Below are 16,900 nucleotides of genomic sequence, written 5' to 3'. Positions count from 1 at the left end.
GCGGCGCCGGGTTCATGCTGAGCGGGCTGCAATGGGCAGTGACGCTCGATGGAGGCATCCATGGCAAGCAAGCCGAAAACAAACAAGTCAAAACTGGCCGCGCGCCCGGCACCCAGGCCGCTGTGCAACACGCCGCCGCGCATCAAGCCCAGCCTGCCGGCCGTCATCGCCAACGATCCGCGCCGCGCACGTGCCATATTGAATACCCGAGGCAAGTGGCTCAACGGCACGGTGCTGCACTATTGCTTCTTCAAGAGCGGCCACTACGCCGTGGCCAAGAAGCAAGCCGATGCGGTGCGCGCCGCCTTCGCCGAATGGAAAGCCGTCGGCATCGGCCTGGTGTTCCAGGAGGTCACGCAGATGAGCGAGGCCGAGGTGCGCATCGGCTACTCCGAGCCGGATGGCAGCTCGGCGTCGGCCGTCGGGCGCGACGTGCTGCATGTGCCGACGACCGAACCGACCACCGTCTATGGCTGGGACCTGACCACGGAGTATGGCCGCGGCACCGCATTGCACGAACTCGGCCATGTGCTGGGCATGGAGCACGAGCACCAGAACCCCTTTGCCGGCATCAAGTGGCATGAGGAGGCCGTCTACACCTCGCTGGGCAAGCCGCCCAACAGCTGGACGCGCGAGACGACCTTCCACAACATCCTGGAGAAGCTCGAGCCCAGCCAGGTGCAGGGCTCGAGTTGGGACCCCGACTCCATCATGGAGTACGAGTTCGAGCCTGGCCTGATCGACGAGCCCGAGCAATATGACGTCGACGGCCTGGTGCCGCCCGGCAAGCTGTCCAAGGCCGACAAGGCCTGGTTGTTGAAGTGGTACCCGGCGCAGGCGGCCCAGACGCCGACGCTGGAAGCCTTCAAGGCCGTGGCCGTGCCCCTTGCGGCCGGGCAACAGGTGGACTATCTGTTCAAGCCCACCGAGTCGCGCAGGTACACCATCGCCACCAAGGGCGCATCGGACACGCTGCTCGGCCTGTTCGAGGACGTGAACGGCACGCCGCGCAATTTGGCGGCCGACGACGACAGCGGCGAAGACCGCAATGCCAGCATCGTCTACAAGCTCTTTGCCGGTCGTCGCTACTTCGTGCGCCTGCGGCTCTACCACCCGGGCCAGACCGGCATCACTTCGTTGATGGTGTCTTAGGGCCTGTCAACGCTACGGCACTGCGGCCGTGACGACGAGGGTCTCCAGTGTCAGGGCTGAGGTGCGGCCAGGCCGGCCAGTGCTCGTGTCTCGACGGTAGCGCATGGCGCGACAGACGCGCAACTCAGCCCTCGGTCGTCAGGCTCAGCGGGCCGTCGGCAATGAGGCGGTACTGGCCGCGGCCGGCGCGTTCGATGTGCAGGCCGAAGTCGCGCTCGGCCAGGCGGCGCTCCAGCAGCAGGAGGCGCACGCCGAGGTTGTCCTGCACCTCGGGCAGGCGCAGGTCGCCGCCGGCCAGGCGCAGCTCGCGCGTGCTGAAGGCCTCGCGGCCGCTGTCGATCTGGTCGCGCACGAGCTTGGCGATGATGGCGCCGGCCACGCCCTTGATGAGGTACTCGTCGTTGATGAAGACGCTGTGGTCACGCGGGTAGTGGCGCAAGCGCAGCGGCGTGCCGCCGGCCGCCTGTTCGGCCGCGGGGGCCGCCGCCACGGGCTCTTCCACGAGCTCCGTCGTGCGCAAAGCTGCCAGGCCTTGCGCCAGCTGAGCGCCAACGGCCGTCAGTGCGTCCTCGTCGTCATAGCTGAAGAACTGGTCGTGCTCGCTTTCAACCAGCAGCGCGCCGACCGTGCGGCCACGGGCGCGCAGCGGCACAGCGAGCTGGCTGCGCGGGCTGGCCAGGCCGGGCATGGGGATGGTGTCGGCCATGGCGGCCTGCAAGCCAAGCTGCTCGGCCTTGGCTCGCCAGGACATGCCGTAGCTGTACATCTGGCTCATGTGGCCAATGCGGATGGGCACGTTCTCGCGCAGCGCGACGCCGGCGAGGCCGGCTTCCGCCAGCGGCAGCTCGGCGCCGCTGCCGGCCTGTTCGTAGCCGATGCTGGCCAGCGTATAGAGGCCCTGGCGCTGCTCGTCCAGCAGCCAGATGATGGCGTGGCCGATGCACAGGTCGCGCTGCAGGCCGGTGGTGAAGGCCTGCAGCAGGCTGCGCAGGTCGGGCGCCTCGGCGAGCTGCTCGCTCAGGCGCCGCACACCGGTGGCGAGATCGCAACGCGGCGCCATGGCCGGCAGGGGGTGCACCGGGTCGAGTTTGCGCAGCGATTCGACGCGGTAGACGTCGGCGCCGCGCAGGTGAAAGACCTTCTCCATGCCCGTCTGCGCGGCGATGCCGGCGAGCTTGGCGCGCAGGCGCTCAAACACCGGGCCCTCGGTGTCCGTGCGCTCATACCGGAGCTGAAGCAGCACCGACACGCCGGTGATCGGGTCCTCGACGCTGAGCGCGACGCGGCCGGTAGCCAGGATGTTGACGCGGGCGCGGTTGAGGAACTGGTAGGTCAGCGCGACATGCTCGTCGTCGATGTACTCGGCGTGCGACAGGTAGTTGACGTGCGGCATGCCGTCGGCGCCCACCGAGCACATCGCCGGCGGGATGACGCCTTCGAGCAGGCGGCGCACGTCGCGCAGTTTGAGCGCACGACGTTCCGTTTGAGGAGTGGGGGTGTCGGTCATGGCAACAGGTCGATGGCTTGGCCGGCGCCGGGGCCGGGGGTCTGGTCCCAGGCGGCCAGCGGCGTGAAGCGCACGCAGCTGAGGTCGGCCAGGGTGAGGTCGCCGAGCACGGCGTTGACCTGTCGGCGGTCGGCGCCGAAGAGTTCGATCTGTCGCAGCCAGGCCTCGAAGCAATGCGCGAACTTCGGCCCCTGCTCGGCATAGGCGGGCAGCACTTTGGCGTCCACGCCCTTCACATGCAGCACGCGGCAGGTGCTGGGCAGGCCAGCGGAGACAGCGACGCGGCCGGTGGCGCGGATCGCGTCGAGCAACTCGGCGCCCGCCTCGCTGCGTGCGAGCAGTTCGATGCGACCGTCGGCCAGGGCCCAGGCGCCGTGCGCGAAGGCCAGCTCGGGCTGCCCCTCGGGCGTGCTCGAGCCCACGCGCAGCGTGACGCCCTGCTGCAGGTGATCGATCCAGATGCCGGGAAGGCGGGCCATCAGCGCAGCAGTTCCACGGGGTTGCCGGCACCTGGGCCGGGCGTCTGGTCCCAGGCGCCGCAGGGCGTGAAGCGGATGCCGGCCAGGCGCTGCACGCCCAGGTCGTACCAGATCGCCATGATGGCTTCGCGGCTGAAGCCGTAGGGCTCGACCTGGGCGATGAATCGTTCACGGCAGCGCTCGAACAGCGGTGCATGGCCGGCCGTGGGCGTGAAGACCTCGGCGTCCAGCCCTTTCACGTGCAGCGTGCGATGGCTGCCCGGCTGCGCCGCGACGTAGGCGATGCGCCCGCTCGCCTGGACGGCGGCCAGCAGCCGGTCGGCGATGTCGGCCGCCAGCAGCACTTCGACGCGGCCGTCCGCCAGCGCTTGAGCGGCCAGGCCGCGGCAGATCTCGGGCTGGCCGTCGGCATGGCTGCCGCCGAGGCGGTGGGAGACGCCGCTTTCGAGATGAGCGGCCCAGTCGGGGGGGAGTTGCGGCAAGGTGCGGCGCGGTGGTTGGGTCGAGGTCGGAATGATAGGCAAGCAGGCCATCGCGTCGCCGTTAGCAAAGACTTAACAAACCCTTAGTGGAGAACTAGCAGCGCGAAAAGCGCTCGCCGACCACAGTACAGCCCATGCCGGACAGACCCGGCGCGAGACACGCATCCCCCAAGGCATCAACCGGCCGAAGCCCACCAGGCAGCGGCGCGGCGCAGCCTTGCCCGAAACCGCCGAATCAGGAGAGCTATCTATGAAAGCATGTTCCAACCCCTCGCTGAGCGCCCAGGCCGCCGCCGCGCTGCTCGCAGGGTTGGTGCTCGCCGCTGGCACCGCCCAGGCCGGCTGCTGGGCCGTCAACGCTGCCGAGCCGATCAGCAGCGACGGCCTGCCCATCAGCCATGCGTCGTTCAAGCCGCTGCATGCGGTGATGGATCACTTCGAGGCGCAGGCCCGGCTCAACCCCGGCCTGCTGGCTCTGCCCGAAGTGAGGCTGCGCCTGACCCGCCAGGTGATGGACTCCGACGAGCCCAGCCGCCGCCCGCGCGAGGCCGTCATCCATGCCCAGGGCTTCGGCCCCAAGACCTGGATAGGCAAGGACTGCGGCATTCACGCCGAAGCCGCCCAGCGCATCGGCCCGCGCGCCGGCTTCAGTCTCTTCATCAACTCGCCGCTGACGACGCTGAACCGCTGGGCCCATGACGAGCAGCTCAGCGCCTACCTCGAAGGCGAGCGCGGCGAGACCATGCAGGGCTGGCCAGTGTTCCGCGACTGCGCCGTCATCGGCCCCGAGCGTCGCCTGCCCTGGGTGCCCGTGACGGTGGGCGAGATGCTTGGCTACTTCGAGCGCGAGCAGCAACGCAAGATCGAAGACTGGGACCAGCGCAACGAGCGCGCGCTGCAGCCCTTTGACCTGGCTGCCGCCGAGCGCCGGGCCGAGCAGATCCGACCGCAGAACGCCAAGGCCGCCGACGCCTTGCTGATGGCGGCCCGCCAGCGCAAGGCTGGCGAGGCGAGCTATCACGCGCAACTGGCACGTGGCCGCCAGGGCCTGGTCGACGAGCTGGAGAGCCTGCGCACCACCCGCGCCGCGATGGATGCCGGCCAGCTCGGCGAGCCCTACCGCCTGGGCAGCGGCCGCCATCGCCTGCCCGGGCCTGCCGACGCCGGACGGCCGCTGAAGCGCCTCGTCAAGCTGGACCCGGGCTTCCCCTGGGACGCCCGCCACCGCACGCGCATCCAGCTGCTGACCGTCTGCGCCAGCACCCACCCCAACAACCCCGCCTATGCGACCCCGATGCGCGACGCCGTCGCCGCGCTGGATCTGTCGCGCCTTGCCGCATTGCTGAACTGAGAAAGACCGACATGAGTACGAACACCCTTCCCACGCCGCGCGAACTGCCAGCAGCACCCGTTGGGAACGCCGCCACCGCCTCGACCGTGTCCTCCCGCCTGGACGCCATGCTGCTGATCCGTGCCTACGAGCAGCAGCTCATCGCCGCCGCCTCGCCCAGCAACCCCGGTACCTGCACCTCGGTCGGCCAGGAGGCCTGCGCCGTCGGCGTCGTCGCCGCCCTGGGCCCGCAGGACAAGCTGCTCACCAACCACCGCAGCGCCGGCCACCTGCTGGCGCGCGGCGCCGACCCCGAGCGCATGTTCGCCGAGGTGCTGGGCCGCGCCAGCGGCTATTGCGGTGGCCACTCGGGCTCGCTGCACATCTCGGTCAAGGCACTGGGTGTGGTGCTGACGTCCACCATCGTCGGCGGTGGGCTGTCGCTGGCGCCGGGCGTGGCGCTGGCTCAGAAGCTCGGCGCCCAGCCCGAGGGCATCACAGCCGTGTTCTTCGGCGACGGCGCGGCCTGCCAGGGCATCTTCCACGAGGCCATCAACCTGGCCGCGACCTGGCGCCTGCCGATTCTCTTCGTCTGCGAGAACAACCAGTGGCAGGCCTATGTGCACCGCCGCGAGACCATGCCCGGCGAGCACGTGGCCGACTGGGTGCAGGGCCATGGCCTGGTGGCCGAGGTGGTGGACGGCAATGACGTCGAGGCCGTTCACGCCGCCGCCGTGCAGGCCGTGGCCGCCATCCGCGACAGCGGCCGCCCGCGCCTGCTCGAGCTGACGACCTACCGCCAACGCGGCCACTTTGAGCCCGACGACCAGGCCTATGTCTGTGCCACCGAGCATGCCCAGTGGCTCAAGCGCGACCCCATCCAACGCCAGGCCGAGCGGCTGATGTTGAGTGCCGATGACCTGGCCCGCCGCGAGGCCGAGGTGCGTGGCGTCATCGAGCACGCCCATGCCGCCGCACTTGCGGCGCCCTGGCCCCAACTGGCCTGAAGGAGCACGAGAGATGCAAACAATGACTTCCCAGCAAGCGCTGATGGCAGCGCTGCACCGCGCGATGGCGGCCGACGAGCGCGTCATCTTCATCGGCGAGGGCGTGGCCACCAAGAACCCCGAGCTGCTGGCCGCCTTCGGTGCCGAGCGCGTGCGCAACACGCCGCTGGCCGAGGCCAGCATCGTCGGCTGTGCCGTGGGCGCCGCGGCCATGGGCCTGCGCCCGGTCGTGGACCTGCTGTTCTCGCCCTTCTTGATGCTCGCCATGGACGCGTTGGTCAACAGCGCCGGCAAGCTCGGGGCCCTGAGCGGGGGGCAGTTCGGGTTCCCGATGGTGGTGCTGGCCCAGACCGGCGCCGGCTGGTCCATCGGCGGCCAGCACAACCACAACCTGGAGGCGCTGTTCGCCCACGTGCCCGGCCTGCAGGTGTTGATGCCCAGCACGCCGGGCGACACCGCCGGGCTGCTGACCGGTGCCTTGGGTCAGCCCCTGCCCAGCCTGCTGTTCAGCGACATCGGCCTGGCCCATGCGCCGGGCGAAGTGAATGGCGACGAACTGCTGCTGCCCGGGCGCGCCGCGGTGCGCCGGCGCGGCGACGCGCTGACGCTGGTGGGCTACGGCAAGACCGTCGGCCATTGCCTCACCGCTGCGCAGGCCTTGCAGGCGGATGGCGTGGAGGCCGAGGTCATCGACCTGCGCAGTCTCAAGCCGCTGGACACGGCCAGCGTGCTGGCCTCGGTGCGCAAGACCGGCCGCCTGCTGTGCGTGACCGAGGCCAGCGGCCTGTGCGGCCTGGCGGCCGAGCTGTGCGCCGTCGTCGCCGAAGAGGCCTTTGCCGAACTGAAGGTCGCGCCCCGGCGCCTGACCGGTCCCGACGCCCCGGCGCTGGCCAGCTGGCCGCTGGAGCAGGCCGCCGTGCCCCGGCCCGAACAGATCGCCGCCCGCGCGCGGGCGCTGATGAACACCCAACCCCTGAATGTCTGAACTTGAGACCACCATGAACAAGACCTCGATGACTCTCGCGCTGGCCCTGGCCAGCGCCACCCTGCTGACCTTCACCGCGCAAGCCGCGACACCCAACTACGGCAGCTACGCCGGCACGACGGGCGGCACCCGCAGCGGTGGCGAGGGCAGCTTCTCTGCCATGGCCAACACGCCGTCGTATTACAAGTACTCCTATGCCTGGGGCATGGCTGCCTTGAGCGACGGCACGCTGCACGCGGCCTCCAGCGCCACACCATGCCCGGGCTGCCATGCCAAGACGGGCGCCGAATCGTTGGCCCGTTTCTGGGACACGGTGGCCTTCCACAACGGCCAGAACCTCGGCCTGGCCAACCTCAGCGTCAGCATCGACGGCACGCTGACACCCGGTGGCAATGCGCAGGCCTGGGCGCGCTTCTATGTCGGCGACCCCAAGGCCGACTTCTTCGATCACCTGAACGACTAYGCCCCGGCCATGCAGCTGAAATCCGGCACGACGGTCCTGGGCGATGAGCTGGCCATCCCCCTGGGCAACAGCAAGGTCTTCATCTATGCCGAGCTCCACACCTCGGCCGTGGCGCTGCCCTATGCCGGCAGCCCCAACACCAGCGCCGACTTCGGCAACACCCTGCACTTCAACTGGACCCTGCCCGACGGCGTCACCACGAGCTCGGCCTCGGGCCAGTTCATGACGGCGGCGGCCGTGCCCGAGCCGTCGAGCTGGATGATGGCCGGCGCCGGCCTGCTGGTGCTGGTCCGCTTGCAGCGCCGCCGCGCTGGCCCATCGACCGCCCGGTAAGGCCTGGACTCGCAGCCCGTGCCGGATTCAGCGGCAGGCGGATGCCGCCAGCCAGTCGGCCAGTTGGGGCAGCATTTCGTCCACCGCCTGGGCCATGGCGCGCACGGCGCCGGGTGCGTCGGGTGTAGCGGCGGCGCGTTCGATGCGCCAGTGGCGTTGCACTGGCGGGCTGGTGGCGCCGGCGGGCCACAACGTCGCATGCAGGCGCAGCACGACCTGGCTGCTGGCCGGGCTGGCGAACACCTGCTCGAACTCGTCCAGGTTGATGGCCAGCAGCGCTGCCGGCCGGCCCGCGCAGGCGGGCGGCGTGACGAGTTGTTCGCGCAGCCGCTGCGTCAGCAGGGCCGCGGGCGGTGCGGCCCAGAAACTGTCGCGGTAGTGCTCCAGGCGCTGGGCCTGCTGGAAGCTGAGGCGATAGGCAATGCCGTCGCCCGACAGCCAGGGTGGCGCCGTCACGTCGGCCACGCGCCAGGCCAGCGCACCACTACTGGCGGCCGCCGCAGGCGCGGGGCCGAGGTCGTAGACGGCCCGCGGTGGCGCCGTCGGTGCGAGGGAGCAGGCACTCAAGGCCAGCGCGACGGCCAGCAGGATCGATGCTGTTTTCATTTCTTCAGCCGCTCGGCAAAACCCGTCTCGCCGGGCCCGGGCGGCCGCGCGCTGCGGCCGAACAGCAGGCTCTGCGGCTGGTCGCCGAGGTCATTGGCGGCACGCTCGATGCTGCGGCTGGCGGCCGAGACATCGGCCAGCACAGGCCGGTTGCGCGGCGGCGTGTCGCCCACCAGCGCGAGTTCGAGGCTGCGGCTGGTGGCCTGCACCTGAGCGGCGGCCGCCTCCAGCTGGTCCAGCGCCTTGGCGCGGGCCTTCAGATCCTGGGCGAGCAACTGGCCATCGGCGGCGAGCGCCTCGATGCGGGTCAGCGCGGCCTGGGCGCGCTTGGCGGTGGCATCAGAGTCTTTCAGCAGCGCCGGCAGTTCGCGGGCGCTGGGTTGCAGGGCAGCCATCAGCTTGCTGGTGTCGCCGGCGGCCTGTTGCAGCTCGGCGAGCGTCTTGCCGAGCTGGATGCGGTTGTCGTCGCTGAGCAGGGCGTTGAGCCGGGTGGCCGTCTCGGCAAAGCCGGTCACCAGGCCCGGGCCGCTCTCGGCCAGGCGATCCAGCAGCGTCGGCCGTAGCGCGAGGCGGGTGCCGGGTGCGGCGCGCTGCAGGGTTCCCTTGGTATCGGCCTCCTCCAGGCCGACAAAGGACAGGCCGGTCACGCCCTGCAGGCCGAGCTGGGCATAGGTTTGGGTCGACACGGGCGCGGCCACATCGACGGCAATGCCGACGAGGATCTGGCGCGGGTCGGCCGAGTCGAAGCCAATGGTCTCGACGTAGCCCACCTCGACACCGCGCAGCTTGACCGGTGCCTTCAGATTCAGGCCGGGAACGCCGCTGCGGGCGACGACGGTGTAGCGCACGCGCTCGGTGCGGTCGCCCTGGAACCAGGCGACGCTGGCTGCCAGCATGAGGCCGAGCAGCAGCAGAAAGAGGCCGGCGGCCAGGGCGTGGGCTTTGTTTTCCATGCGGCTTTTCAGGCGGTTTGTTCTTCGCGAAGGACGGCGGGAATGCCGCCCTCATCGCTCGTGTCGTCCAGGCTGAGGCGGAAGCGCCGCACATCCTCCTCGGCGCAGCGCTCGACATGGCCGAGGAAGAAATTGCGCACAAAGGAATGCGGCAGTCGCGCCACCTCGGACAGTGGGCCGCTGGCGATGATGCGCTGGTCGGCCAGCACGGCGACGCGGTCGACGACGGCGAACAGGGTGTCGACATCGTGCGTGACCATGACGACGGTCAGGCCCAGCTCCTGGCGCAGGCGCCGCAGCAGCTTGACGAACTGCTTGGCGCTGTCGGGGTCCAGGCCGGCGGTGGGTTCGTCCAGGAACAGCAACTGCGGGTCAAGGATCAGCGCCCGCGCCAGCGACACGCGCTTGACCATGCCGCCCGACAGCTCGGCCGGGCGCTTCAACGCGTCCTCGGGCTTGAGGCCGACCTGGGCCAGTTTCAGCATGACCAGCGGCTTGACGAGGTCGGCCGGCACGCTCTTGAGCTCGCGCAGCGGCAGGGCGACGTTGTCGTAGACGCTCAGCGCCGAGAACAGCGCGCCGGCCTGGAACAGCACGCCCCAGCGGTAGCGCACGCACTCCAGGTCGCGCACCGCGCAGCGGCCCAAGGGGTGGCCGAAGATCTTGACGCTGCCGGCCTGCGGTACCTCCAGGCCGAGCAGCAGGCGCAGCAGCGTCGTCTTGCCCGAGCCCGAGCCGCCGATCAGCGCCACCACCTCGCCGCGGTGCACGGTCAGGTTGAGGTTGCGATGGATGACGTGGCCGCCATAGGCCGTGGTCACGTTCTCGACTTCGATGATGGGTTCTGGGTTGTCCATTTCAGACCCCGAGGTTGGAGAAGAGAACCGCAAACACCGCGTCAACGACGATGACCAGCGTGATGGCCGTGACGACCGACTGCGTGACGCTCTGGCCCAGGCTCTCGGTGTTGGGCTTCACGCGCAGCCCGAAATGGCAGGCCAGCAGCGCGATGAGCCCACCGAACAGGATGGACTTGATCCAGCCCAGCCACAGGTTGACGGGCTCGACGACGCTGGGCAGGATGTGCACGAACTGCATCGGGTCGAGCTTGAGCTGGGCGCTGGCCGCCGTCATGCCACCCAGTAGCATCAGCCCGCTTGTCCACAGAGCCACCAGCGGTAGCGAGATGGCCAGCGCGATGACCTTGGGCGCCACCAGGCGCACGGTGTGCGAGATGCCCATGACCGACAGCGCGTCCAGTTCCTGCGTGACTCGCATGACGCCGATCTGCGCCGTCATCGCCGAGCCCGAGCGGCCGGCCACGATGATGGCCGCCAGCAGCGGCCCCAGTTCGCGCAGTACCGCCAGGCCGAGGATGTTGATGACGAAGATGTCGGCGCCATAGGCCTTCAGCTGGCGCGAGATCAGGTAGGACAGCGTCAGCCCGACGAGAAAGCCCACCAGGGCGGTGATCGGCAGCGCCTGGGCACCGGTGCGGTAGACATTGGCCGAGATCTCGCGCCAGCCGATCAGCGAGGGGTGGCGCAGCATCTGCACGAAGTCCAGCAGCAGGCGGCCGATGAGGGCGACGATGTCGACGCCATGGCGGGCGAAGGCCAGGGTCTTCAAGCTGGCCAGTTCCAGCCCGGGGCCGAGGCTGCGCTTGCGCTTCGGGAAGGCGCCGGGCTGCATGAACTGCGAGAACAGCGTCACATGCTCGGGCAGCCACAGCAGCCGCCGCGGCGGCTTGCGGCCCCAGCCCTGCCACAGCGTCAATGCGCCGGCGGTGTCCAGCCGCCCCAGGGCACGCAGGTCCCACAGCGCATCGGGGGTCTCGGTGACGGCGGCGGCCACGCGCTGGCGGAACTCCACATAGCGCTCACGCAGGGCCAGCACCGTCCAGTCACCGCTGACCCGCCATTCACGGCCGCTGCCGGTCTCGCCACCGCCGGACTGCAACTGCGGCTCGGCGTCGGATGCGCCGCCGGCCCAGGCCGAGGTCAGGGTGTCCAGGGGCAGGGCGCCGGCTTCGCTCATGGTGCAACGATAGCGCCTCCCAAGGCTTGATGAGGCGGCGGGGGCCGGGGCTTGATAGCGTCCGGCCGTTGATCCGCCCTGCGAAAGACCTTATGGACCGCTTCATCCGCCGCGCCGACCCCCGCACCCTGAGCGTGCGCGACCTGCTCGAGGCGCGCGACCAGTACCACGTCCACATCGCCAACCTGCCGACCGTCATCGGCACGGCCATGGGCCGCTAYCGCATCCGGCTGGACGACCCCAACTACGCCGACGAGCATGCCGAGCAGACCGGCAAGGAGCTCGGCCCCCGCACGCTGGACAACAGCAATTTCCGGCCCTGGTCCTGGCCCTGCGTGCTGGTCTTCGTCACCGAATGGCTGGACCGCAAGACGCTGTCCCGCCACCCCGAGCTGGCGGTGCCGCCGGTGCTCTACCTGCCCGACGGCCGCCAGGTGCGTACCTGCCCCGTGCTCGTGCAGCGGCGCGTGGCCAACCTGCCGCCGGCCGACACGGCTCTCTATGCGGCGGACAAGTTCGGCCCCAATTTCCAGGTCCATGTGGCCGACCAGGGCGCGACGCGCATGGGCGTCGCCTCGGCCATCGTCGAGGACGGCGCCTGCGCCTTCGCCCTCGTCAGCCGCCACGTGACCTCGGGCACCGAGCCCGGCGCGCCAGTCTTTGCGCTGCCGCGTGGCAAGAAGGTCGGCATCGGGCACATCACGTCGCGCAGCGTCGACGCGCTGCCGCTGGCCGACATCTACCCCGGCTTTGCCGGCCGCGATACCCGGCTGACGCTGGACGCCGCCCTCGTCAAGCTCGACAGCATCGGCTCGACCAATTCCCAGTACCTGGGCGTCGGCGGTTTCGGCCCCGTCATCGACCTGAGCTCCGACAAGATGAGCCTCAACCTGATCGGCTGCCCGCTGTTCACGGAGCTGCCGGGTGGAATCCGCACCGAGGGCTGCGTGCACGGGCTGTTCTACCGCCATGCCAGCGTGGGCGGCGTGGACGCGCTGGCGGAATTCCTCATCGGCCCGCGCCGGCCGGGCCAGACCGTGCAGACGCGCCCGGGCGACTCCGGTGCCGTGTGGTTCTGGGACGAGGTGGCCGACCGCACCGCCAAGGACCAGGGCGCCCCTGCGCCGGTGAACTTCCGGCCGCTGGCCGTGCAATGGGGCGGCCATGGCTTCGGCGCCCTGCATTCGAACCGCGCCACCGAATTCGCGCTGGCCACCGGCTTCAGCTCGCTGTGCAAGGCGCTGAATGTCGAGCTCGTCGAGGACTGGCGCAGCGGCCAGAGCCGCTACTGGGGCAAGGTCGGCCACTACAACATCGGCTATGCCGCCTGCTTCGCGCTGCAGACGGCCAAGGCCAAGGCCGTCTTCAAGGCCAATGCGACGGCCATCGGCGTCAGCGACGAGGACATCACCGCTGGCAAGCTGCCCGGCGCCACGCAGACATCGAAATTCATCGCTCTGGCCGATGTGCCCGACCTGGTCTGGCGCAGCACCCGAGGCAAGGACAAGGCCAACCACTTCGCTGACATGGACGAGCCCGGCCGCGGGCCCGCCTTCCAGGGCAGGACGCTGATCCAGCTCTGGCAGCAGGACCCGGCGTCGCGCGACCCGCAGGTGTGGGACCAGTTCTACAGCAGCATCGACCCTGCCCGCAAACCCGCGCACCGTGGCGCGCTGCCGTTTCGCGTTGCCGAGCTCTACAAGGTCATGGTGCAGGCCGCTGCCGCCAAGCAGCTCGACGCCTACGTCTGTGCCGCCGGCGTGCTGGCCCACTACATTGGCGACGCCTGCCAGCCCCTGCATGTCTCGCAGCTGCACCATGGCCAGCCGGACGACGCCGACGACGACAAGGTGCATGCCGTCTACGAGGACGACATGCTGAACCAGGCCGCCGACGAGGTGGTGGTCGGCGTCAAGCAGCGCGTGGGTGCGGCGGTGAAGCGCCCGTTGTTCACAGGCCCCATGGCGGCGGCGGACGCCGTCGTGCAGCTGATGCGCCGCACCATCGAGGAGTTGCCGCCCGAGGAGGTGCTCGAGGTCTACCGCCGGGTGCATGGCCGTGGCCAGTCGGCGGCGATGTGGGCCGCACTGGGTGAGCGCACCATGAACCGCATGGCCGACGGCGCCGTCACGCTGGCGACGGTCTGGCAGTCGGCCTGGAAGGAAGGCAAGGGCGAGCAGAACTTCACCGCGGCCACCTGCAAGCTGCCCGTACCCACCGCACGCCTGAAGAAGCTCTATGACACCAAGGGCTTTGCCGAATCGCACTGGCTGCATGAGATGACGTTGGCCGGCCTGGCCTAGCCCCCTGAGCCGGGGGCTCGCTACCATCGCTTTGAACCTCCTGGCACCGAGCCGGGACTCATACGCAATGGAACCCCGTGTGGCGAGCATGTTGAAGTGGCCCAGCATCAGGAAAAAGCGCGATGACGCCCCGTCGGCCCCGGCTGCTTCTGCCCGCGGGCCGGCGGCCGAGGTGCTGGAACTGGCCTTGCTGGAGGGCATCAAGCGCGGGCAGCGGGCGGAATTCGACGCCCTCTATCGGGTTTACCACCCCCGGCTGTGGCGCTTTCTGTCGCATCTGATGCGTCAGCCGGAAGCCATCGAGGAGGTGCTGAACGACACCCTGATGGTCGTCTGGCAGCGCGCCGACAGTTTCGACGGGCGCAGCAAGCTGTCGACCTGGATCTTCGGCATCGCCTACCGCAAGGCGCTGAAGGCCCTGAGCCGCCAGGACCTGCCGGTGGACGGCGACAGCGTCGAGGAGCCGACCGACCCAGGGCCAGGACCCGAGCAGCGCCTGGGGCTGGAGCAGCTGCGCGGCCGGTTGCGCGCAGCGATGGCCGAGCTGTCGCCGGAGCACCGCGCCGTCGTGGAGCTGTGCTATTTCCATGACATGGCCTATGCCGAGATCGCCGATGTCGTCGGCTGCCCGCCCGAGACCGTCAAGACACGGATGTTTTATGCCCGGCGCCGGCTGCGCCTCCTGCTCGACGATCTCGCCGGGTTGGAGCAAGGAGAACTGTGATGAGTGTGGTGATTCCGATGGAACATGACGAGCATGCCGCCGTGCAGGCGCTGCTGCCCTGGTATGCGCGCGGCCAGCTGGGCGAGGATGAGACCGGCCAGGTGCAACGCCATCTGCTGCATTGCACCGCCTGCCGCAACGAGCTGGCAGCCGAGCAGCCCATGCAGACGCTGCTGAACGTGGCCGGTACGCCGCCGCAGGGCGGTGACGTCGAGGCGGGGCTGGCGAAGATGCATGCGCTGATACAGCTTGCCAAGCCAAAACCTGCCCGTGCGGCGCGTTGGATGCCCTGGGCCCTGGGCCTGCAAGGTGCGGCAGTCGCGTTGTTGCTGGCCCTGGTGCTGGCGCCGCGCCCCGACGGGCCGACCTACCAGGGCCTGTCCGCCAGCGGCAGCGTGCCGGTCGTGGCGGATGCCTTGGTGATGTTCAAGCCCGGCACCACCGAGAAGGCGGTGCGGGAACTGCTGCAGGCCCAGGGCGCCGGTGTCGTCGCCGGGCCCACCGAGACCGGCGCCTGGCTGCTGCGTGTCGACGCCCGGGGCCTCGCCGCCCTGCGCACGGCTCCCATCGTCGCCCTGGCCGAGCCGCTGCAACCGGGGCCGGCTCAATGAGACTCTGGCTGCGCTTGCTGGTGCTGCTGGCCTGCTGCCTGACCGGCGGTGGCGCCCATGCCCAGGCCGAGGACGCCCAGCGCCAGGTCCTCGTCATGCTGCAGCTGCCCAAGGCTCATTACCGGCCCGACGGCAGCTATGCGGGCACCTATGGCGAGGGCGTGGGCCGGCAGTCGCGCCAGCAGGTCGCCCAGTCGCTGGCCCAGGCCCACAAGCTGGAGATGCGCAGCGAATGGGCCATGCCGCTGGCCGGCGTGGACTGCTTCGTCATGCGCCTGCCCGAGGGGGACACGCGCAGTTCGGCGAAGGTCGCCGAGGCTGTGGCCGAGGACAGGCGCGTCGCCTGGGCCCAGCCGGTCAGCCTGTACCGCGCCCAGGGCAGCCAGCAGGAACCGCTCTACCAAGCCCAGCCGGCTGCACGCCAGTGGCATCTGGCCGAGTTGCACCAGTTGGCCACCGGCCGCGGCGTGCGTGTGGCCATCGTCGACAGCGGCGTGGAGGCCGGCCACCCCGACCTCGCCGGCCAGGTCGCCCTCAACGAGAACTTCGTCGACGACAAGGCGCCGCCGGCTGAAGGCCACGGCACGGCGGTGGCCGGCATCATCGCGGCGCGGGCCGACAACGGCCTGGGCATCGCCGGCATCGCGCCCCAGGCCCGGTTGCTGGCCCTCCGTGCCTGCTGGCAGGCGGCTGGCACTCAGACGCTGTGCACGAGCCTGGGCCTGGCCAAGGCCTTGTACGCGGCCATCCAGCAGGGTGCCCACATCATCAACATGAGCCTCGGCGGGCCGGACGACCGCCTGCTCGCGCTGCTGCTGGACCAGGCCCAGGCGCGCGGCGCCACCGTGGTCGCGGCGATGCCGAGCGAGAACGGGCCCTTTCCGGCCAACCATCCCGGCGTGCTCGTCGTCGGCCTCGCGCCGCCACTGCCCGCAGGCGCCGTGATCGCGCCGGGGCGTGACGTGCCCAGCACGGCCGTGGGCGGTGGCTGGTCGTTGGTATCGGGATCGTCCTTCGCGGCCGCGCATGCGACCGGCCTGCTCGCCCTGGTGCGCGAGCTCGACGGCACACGCGGCACCCTGGCGCTGAAGACGGCCCTGGTCAACACCACCCAGGGCCGCATCGACAGCTGCGCGACGCTGGCCCGCCACGCCGGCACTCGCGGCCCAACCTGCACGATGCTGGGGCAAACTGCCGATTGATGTTTCCCCCCGCGCACCTGGCCCGACTGACGACGCTGGTCGCCACGCTGCTGGCCGGCGCGGGCGCAGCCTGGGCCGACGTGGGCGGCACGCTGTCGCTGCAGACGGATGCGCGGGAGCGCGGCATGTCGTACAGCGCCAACCGCCCCAGCGCCCAGCTTGGCCTGGCCTGGGACGGCGAGGCTGGCTGGTATGGCGGGGCACAGCTGGCGCATGCTCGCTTTTCCCAGCGGCGTGGCGCCGCGCTGCAGCTCTATGGCGGCCGGGTCTTCGGCCTGGCGCCGGGCCTGGACGGCGAGGCCGGCATCGTCGCGCATGCCTACGAGAACGTGTCGCGCTACGACTACCAGGAGGTCTATGCCGGGCTGCTGGGGGAGCGTTGGAACCTGCGCGCCTATGTCTCGCCCGACTACTACGGCATCGGCCAGCGCAGCGTCTATGCCGAATTCAACCTGCGCTGGCCATTGGCGCGGGGCGTGGCGGCCTTGGGGCATGTCGGCCTGCTGCACGGCCGCGGCGGCCGGGCCTCGCCCTATGCCGAGCCGCATGGCGCGACGCGTGCGGACCTGCGCCTGGGTGCGTCCTGGCAACTCGGCGCGAGCAGCGATCTGCAGCTTGCCTGGACAGCAGCCGGCCGCGGCGGCCCCTACACCTGGACGGACGCGACACGCCGGCGCGCGCTGGTGCTCGGCCTGACGACCGCGTTCTGAATCCCTAGCTTGCCTT

The 16,900-nt window shown here is 70.2% G+C and carries 17 protein-coding genes; 10 read left to right on the top strand and 7 right to left on the bottom strand.

Going from position 1 to position 16,900, the window contains the following annotated elements:
* The first annotated feature begins 60 nt into the window (after positions 1 to 60).
* Positions 61 to 1,152, top strand: coding sequence for a zinc metalloprotease (locus ACXJKJ_RS16945; protein ID WP_056199502.1), 1,092 nt, complete (start codon positions 61 to 63; stop codon positions 1,150 to 1,152).
* A gap of 124 nt (positions 1,153 to 1,276) precedes the next feature.
* Here ACXJKJ_RS16945 and ACXJKJ_RS16940 read toward each other — a convergent pair whose 3' ends face one another.
* The 3 genes from ACXJKJ_RS16940 to ACXJKJ_RS16930 are packed head-to-tail and all read right to left on the bottom strand — an operon-like array spanning position 1,277 to position 3,620.
* Positions 1,277 to 2,659, bottom strand: a complete 1,383-nt coding sequence (locus tag ACXJKJ_RS16940; RefSeq protein ID WP_056197332.1) for a GAF domain-containing protein — start codon at positions 2,657 to 2,659, stop codon at positions 1,277 to 1,279.
* Positions 2,656 to 3,138: a hypothetical protein gene (locus tag ACXJKJ_RS16935; protein ID WP_457321916.1), complete on the bottom strand. Its 483-nt coding sequence runs from the start codon at positions 3,136 to 3,138 to the stop codon at positions 2,656 to 2,658. Before ACXJKJ_RS16935 ends, ACXJKJ_RS16940 begins: the two co-directional genes overlap by 4 nt.
* Entirely contained in the window at positions 3,138 to 3,620 is a 483-nt protein-coding gene (locus tag ACXJKJ_RS16930) for a hypothetical protein (protein ID WP_457321914.1), read from the bottom strand. Before ACXJKJ_RS16930 ends, ACXJKJ_RS16935 begins: the two co-directional genes overlap by 1 nt.
* A 250-nt stretch (positions 3,621 to 3,870) precedes the next feature.
* On the opposite strand from ACXJKJ_RS16930, the gene ACXJKJ_RS16925 reads away from it, so the two are divergent.
* The 4 genes from ACXJKJ_RS16925 to ACXJKJ_RS16910 are packed head-to-tail and all read left to right on the top strand — an operon-like array spanning position 3,871 to position 7,738.
* Complete coding sequence (locus ACXJKJ_RS16925; RefSeq protein ID WP_457391171.1) at positions 3,871 to 4,971, top strand: hypothetical protein; 1,101 nt, start codon at positions 3,871 to 3,873, stop codon at positions 4,969 to 4,971.
* Between the two features lie 11 nt (positions 4,972 to 4,982).
* Positions 4,983 to 5,957 carry a thiamine pyrophosphate-dependent dehydrogenase E1 component subunit alpha gene (locus ACXJKJ_RS16920; RefSeq protein WP_457391169.1) on the top strand — a complete coding sequence of 325 codons (975 nt, stop codon included), beginning with the start codon at positions 4,983 to 4,985 and terminating at the stop codon, positions 5,955 to 5,957.
* 22 nt (positions 5,958 to 5,979) lie between these two features.
* The gene (locus ACXJKJ_RS16915; RefSeq protein WP_457391167.1) at positions 5,980 to 6,942 is read left to right on the top strand and encodes an alpha-ketoacid dehydrogenase subunit beta; all 963 of its coding nucleotides are present in this window, start codon (positions 5,980 to 5,982) and stop codon (positions 6,940 to 6,942) included.
* Between the two features lie 13 nt (positions 6,943 to 6,955).
* Positions 6,956 to 7,738 (top strand): PEP-CTERM sorting domain-containing protein, encoded by a 783-nt coding sequence (locus ACXJKJ_RS16910; RefSeq protein WP_457391166.1) that lies wholly within the window; start codon positions 6,956 to 6,958, stop codon positions 7,736 to 7,738.
* Positions 7,739 to 7,765: 27 nt separating this feature from the next.
* Here the strand turns inward: ACXJKJ_RS16910 and ACXJKJ_RS16905 are convergent, their stop codons facing one another.
* From ACXJKJ_RS16905 to ACXJKJ_RS16890, 4 genes are read right to left on the bottom strand one after another with little or no spacing between them, the layout of a single operon-like run.
* On the bottom strand, positions 7,766 to 8,344 hold the full coding sequence (locus ACXJKJ_RS16905) for an ABC-type transport auxiliary lipoprotein family protein (protein ID WP_457391164.1): 579 nt from the start codon (positions 8,342 to 8,344) through the stop codon (positions 7,766 to 7,768).
* Entirely contained in the window at positions 8,341 to 9,297 is a 957-nt protein-coding gene (locus tag ACXJKJ_RS16900; RefSeq protein WP_457391162.1) for an MlaD family protein, read from the bottom strand. Before ACXJKJ_RS16900 ends, ACXJKJ_RS16905 begins: the two co-directional genes overlap by 4 nt.
* 8 nt (positions 9,298 to 9,305) lie before the next feature.
* Positions 9,306 to 10,154: an ABC transporter ATP-binding protein gene (locus ACXJKJ_RS16895; RefSeq protein WP_457354607.1), complete on the bottom strand. Its 849-nt coding sequence runs from the start codon at positions 10,152 to 10,154 to the stop codon at positions 9,306 to 9,308.
* Position 10,155: 1 nt separating this feature from the next.
* Positions 10,156 to 11,334 (bottom strand): MlaE family ABC transporter permease, encoded by a 1,179-nt coding sequence (locus ACXJKJ_RS16890; RefSeq protein WP_457322613.1) that lies wholly within the window; start codon positions 11,332 to 11,334, stop codon positions 10,156 to 10,158.
* Positions 11,335 to 11,426: 92 nt separating this feature from the next.
* Between ACXJKJ_RS16890 and ACXJKJ_RS16885 the strand changes: the two genes are divergently transcribed.
* The 5 genes from ACXJKJ_RS16885 (at position 11,427) to ACXJKJ_RS16865 (ending at position 16,884) form a co-directional block, all read left to right on the top strand.
* On the top strand, positions 11,427 to 13,637 hold the full coding sequence (locus ACXJKJ_RS16885) for a hypothetical protein (RefSeq protein WP_457391161.1): 2,211 nt from the start codon (positions 11,427 to 11,429) through the stop codon (positions 13,635 to 13,637).
* An 88-nt stretch (positions 13,638 to 13,725) separates the two neighbouring features.
* Positions 13,726 to 14,361: an RNA polymerase sigma factor gene (locus ACXJKJ_RS16880; RefSeq protein ID WP_457322611.1), complete on the top strand. Its 636-nt coding sequence runs from the start codon at positions 13,726 to 13,728 to the stop codon at positions 14,359 to 14,361.
* On the top strand, positions 14,361 to 14,972 hold the full coding sequence (locus tag ACXJKJ_RS16875) for a zf-HC2 domain-containing protein (RefSeq protein ID WP_457391160.1): 612 nt from the start codon (positions 14,361 to 14,363) through the stop codon (positions 14,970 to 14,972). The genes ACXJKJ_RS16880 and ACXJKJ_RS16875 overlap by 1 nt, the downstream gene beginning before the upstream one ends.
* The gene (locus ACXJKJ_RS16870; RefSeq protein WP_457391159.1) at positions 14,969 to 16,174 is read left to right on the top strand and encodes a S8 family peptidase; all 1,206 of its coding nucleotides are present in this window, start codon (positions 14,969 to 14,971) and stop codon (positions 16,172 to 16,174) included. The genes ACXJKJ_RS16875 and ACXJKJ_RS16870 overlap by 4 nt, the downstream gene beginning before the upstream one ends.
* Positions 16,174 to 16,884, top strand: coding sequence for a TorF family putative porin (locus ACXJKJ_RS16865; RefSeq protein WP_056197309.1), 711 nt, complete (start codon positions 16,174 to 16,176; stop codon positions 16,882 to 16,884). The genes ACXJKJ_RS16870 and ACXJKJ_RS16865 overlap by 1 nt, the downstream gene beginning before the upstream one ends.
* The last annotated feature ends 16 nt before the right edge of the window (positions 16,885 to 16,900 follow it).

The sequence above is a fragment of the Roseateles sp. P5_E1 genome (assembly GCF_054049335.1).
Note: the sequence above shows the minus strand (reverse complement) of the source record. Positions and strands in the feature narration are given on the sequence as shown.

Coding starts and splice junctions, on each gene's coding strand:
- ACXJKJ_RS16925 (WP_457391171.1), top strand. CDS start 3,871: ATGAAAGCATGTTCCAACCCCTCGCTGAGCGCCCAGGCCGCCGCCGCG.
- ACXJKJ_RS16945 (WP_056199502.1), top strand. CDS start 61: ATGGCAAGCAAGCCGAAAACAAACAAGTCAAAACTGGCCGCGCGCCCG.
- ACXJKJ_RS16890 (WP_457322613.1), bottom strand. CDS start 11,334: ATGAGCGAAGCCGGCGCCCTGCCCCTGGACACCCTGACCTCGGCCTGG.
- ACXJKJ_RS16920 (WP_457391169.1), top strand. CDS start 4,983: ATGAGTACGAACACCCTTCCCACGCCGCGCGAACTGCCAGCAGCACCC.
- ACXJKJ_RS16870 (WP_457391159.1), top strand. CDS start 14,969: ATGAGACTCTGGCTGCGCTTGCTGGTGCTGCTGGCCTGCTGCCTGACC.
- ACXJKJ_RS16875 (WP_457391160.1), top strand. CDS start 14,361: ATGAGTGTGGTGATTCCGATGGAACATGACGAGCATGCCGCCGTGCAG.
- ACXJKJ_RS16895 (WP_457354607.1), bottom strand. CDS start 10,154: ATGGACAACCCAGAACCCATCATCGAAGTCGAGAACGTGACCACGGCC.
- ACXJKJ_RS16905 (WP_457391164.1), bottom strand. CDS start 8,344: ATGAAAACAGCATCGATCCTGCTGGCCGTCGCGCTGGCCTTGAGTGCC.
- ACXJKJ_RS16915 (WP_457391167.1), top strand. CDS start 5,980: ATGACTTCCCAGCAAGCGCTGATGGCAGCGCTGCACCGCGCGATGGCG.
- ACXJKJ_RS16935 (WP_457321916.1), bottom strand. CDS start 3,138: ATGGCCCGCCTTCCCGGCATCTGGATCGATCACCTGCAGCAGGGCGTC.
- ACXJKJ_RS16880 (WP_457322611.1), top strand. CDS start 13,726: ATGTTGAAGTGGCCCAGCATCAGGAAAAAGCGCGATGACGCCCCGTCG.
- ACXJKJ_RS16940 (WP_056197332.1), bottom strand. CDS start 2,659: ATGACCGACACCCCCACTCCTCAAACGGAACGTCGTGCGCTCAAACTG.
- ACXJKJ_RS16900 (WP_457391162.1), bottom strand. CDS start 9,297: ATGGAAAACAAAGCCCACGCCCTGGCCGCCGGCCTCTTTCTGCTGCTG.
- ACXJKJ_RS16865 (WP_056197309.1), top strand. CDS start 16,174: ATGTTTCCCCCCGCGCACCTGGCCCGACTGACGACGCTGGTCGCCACG.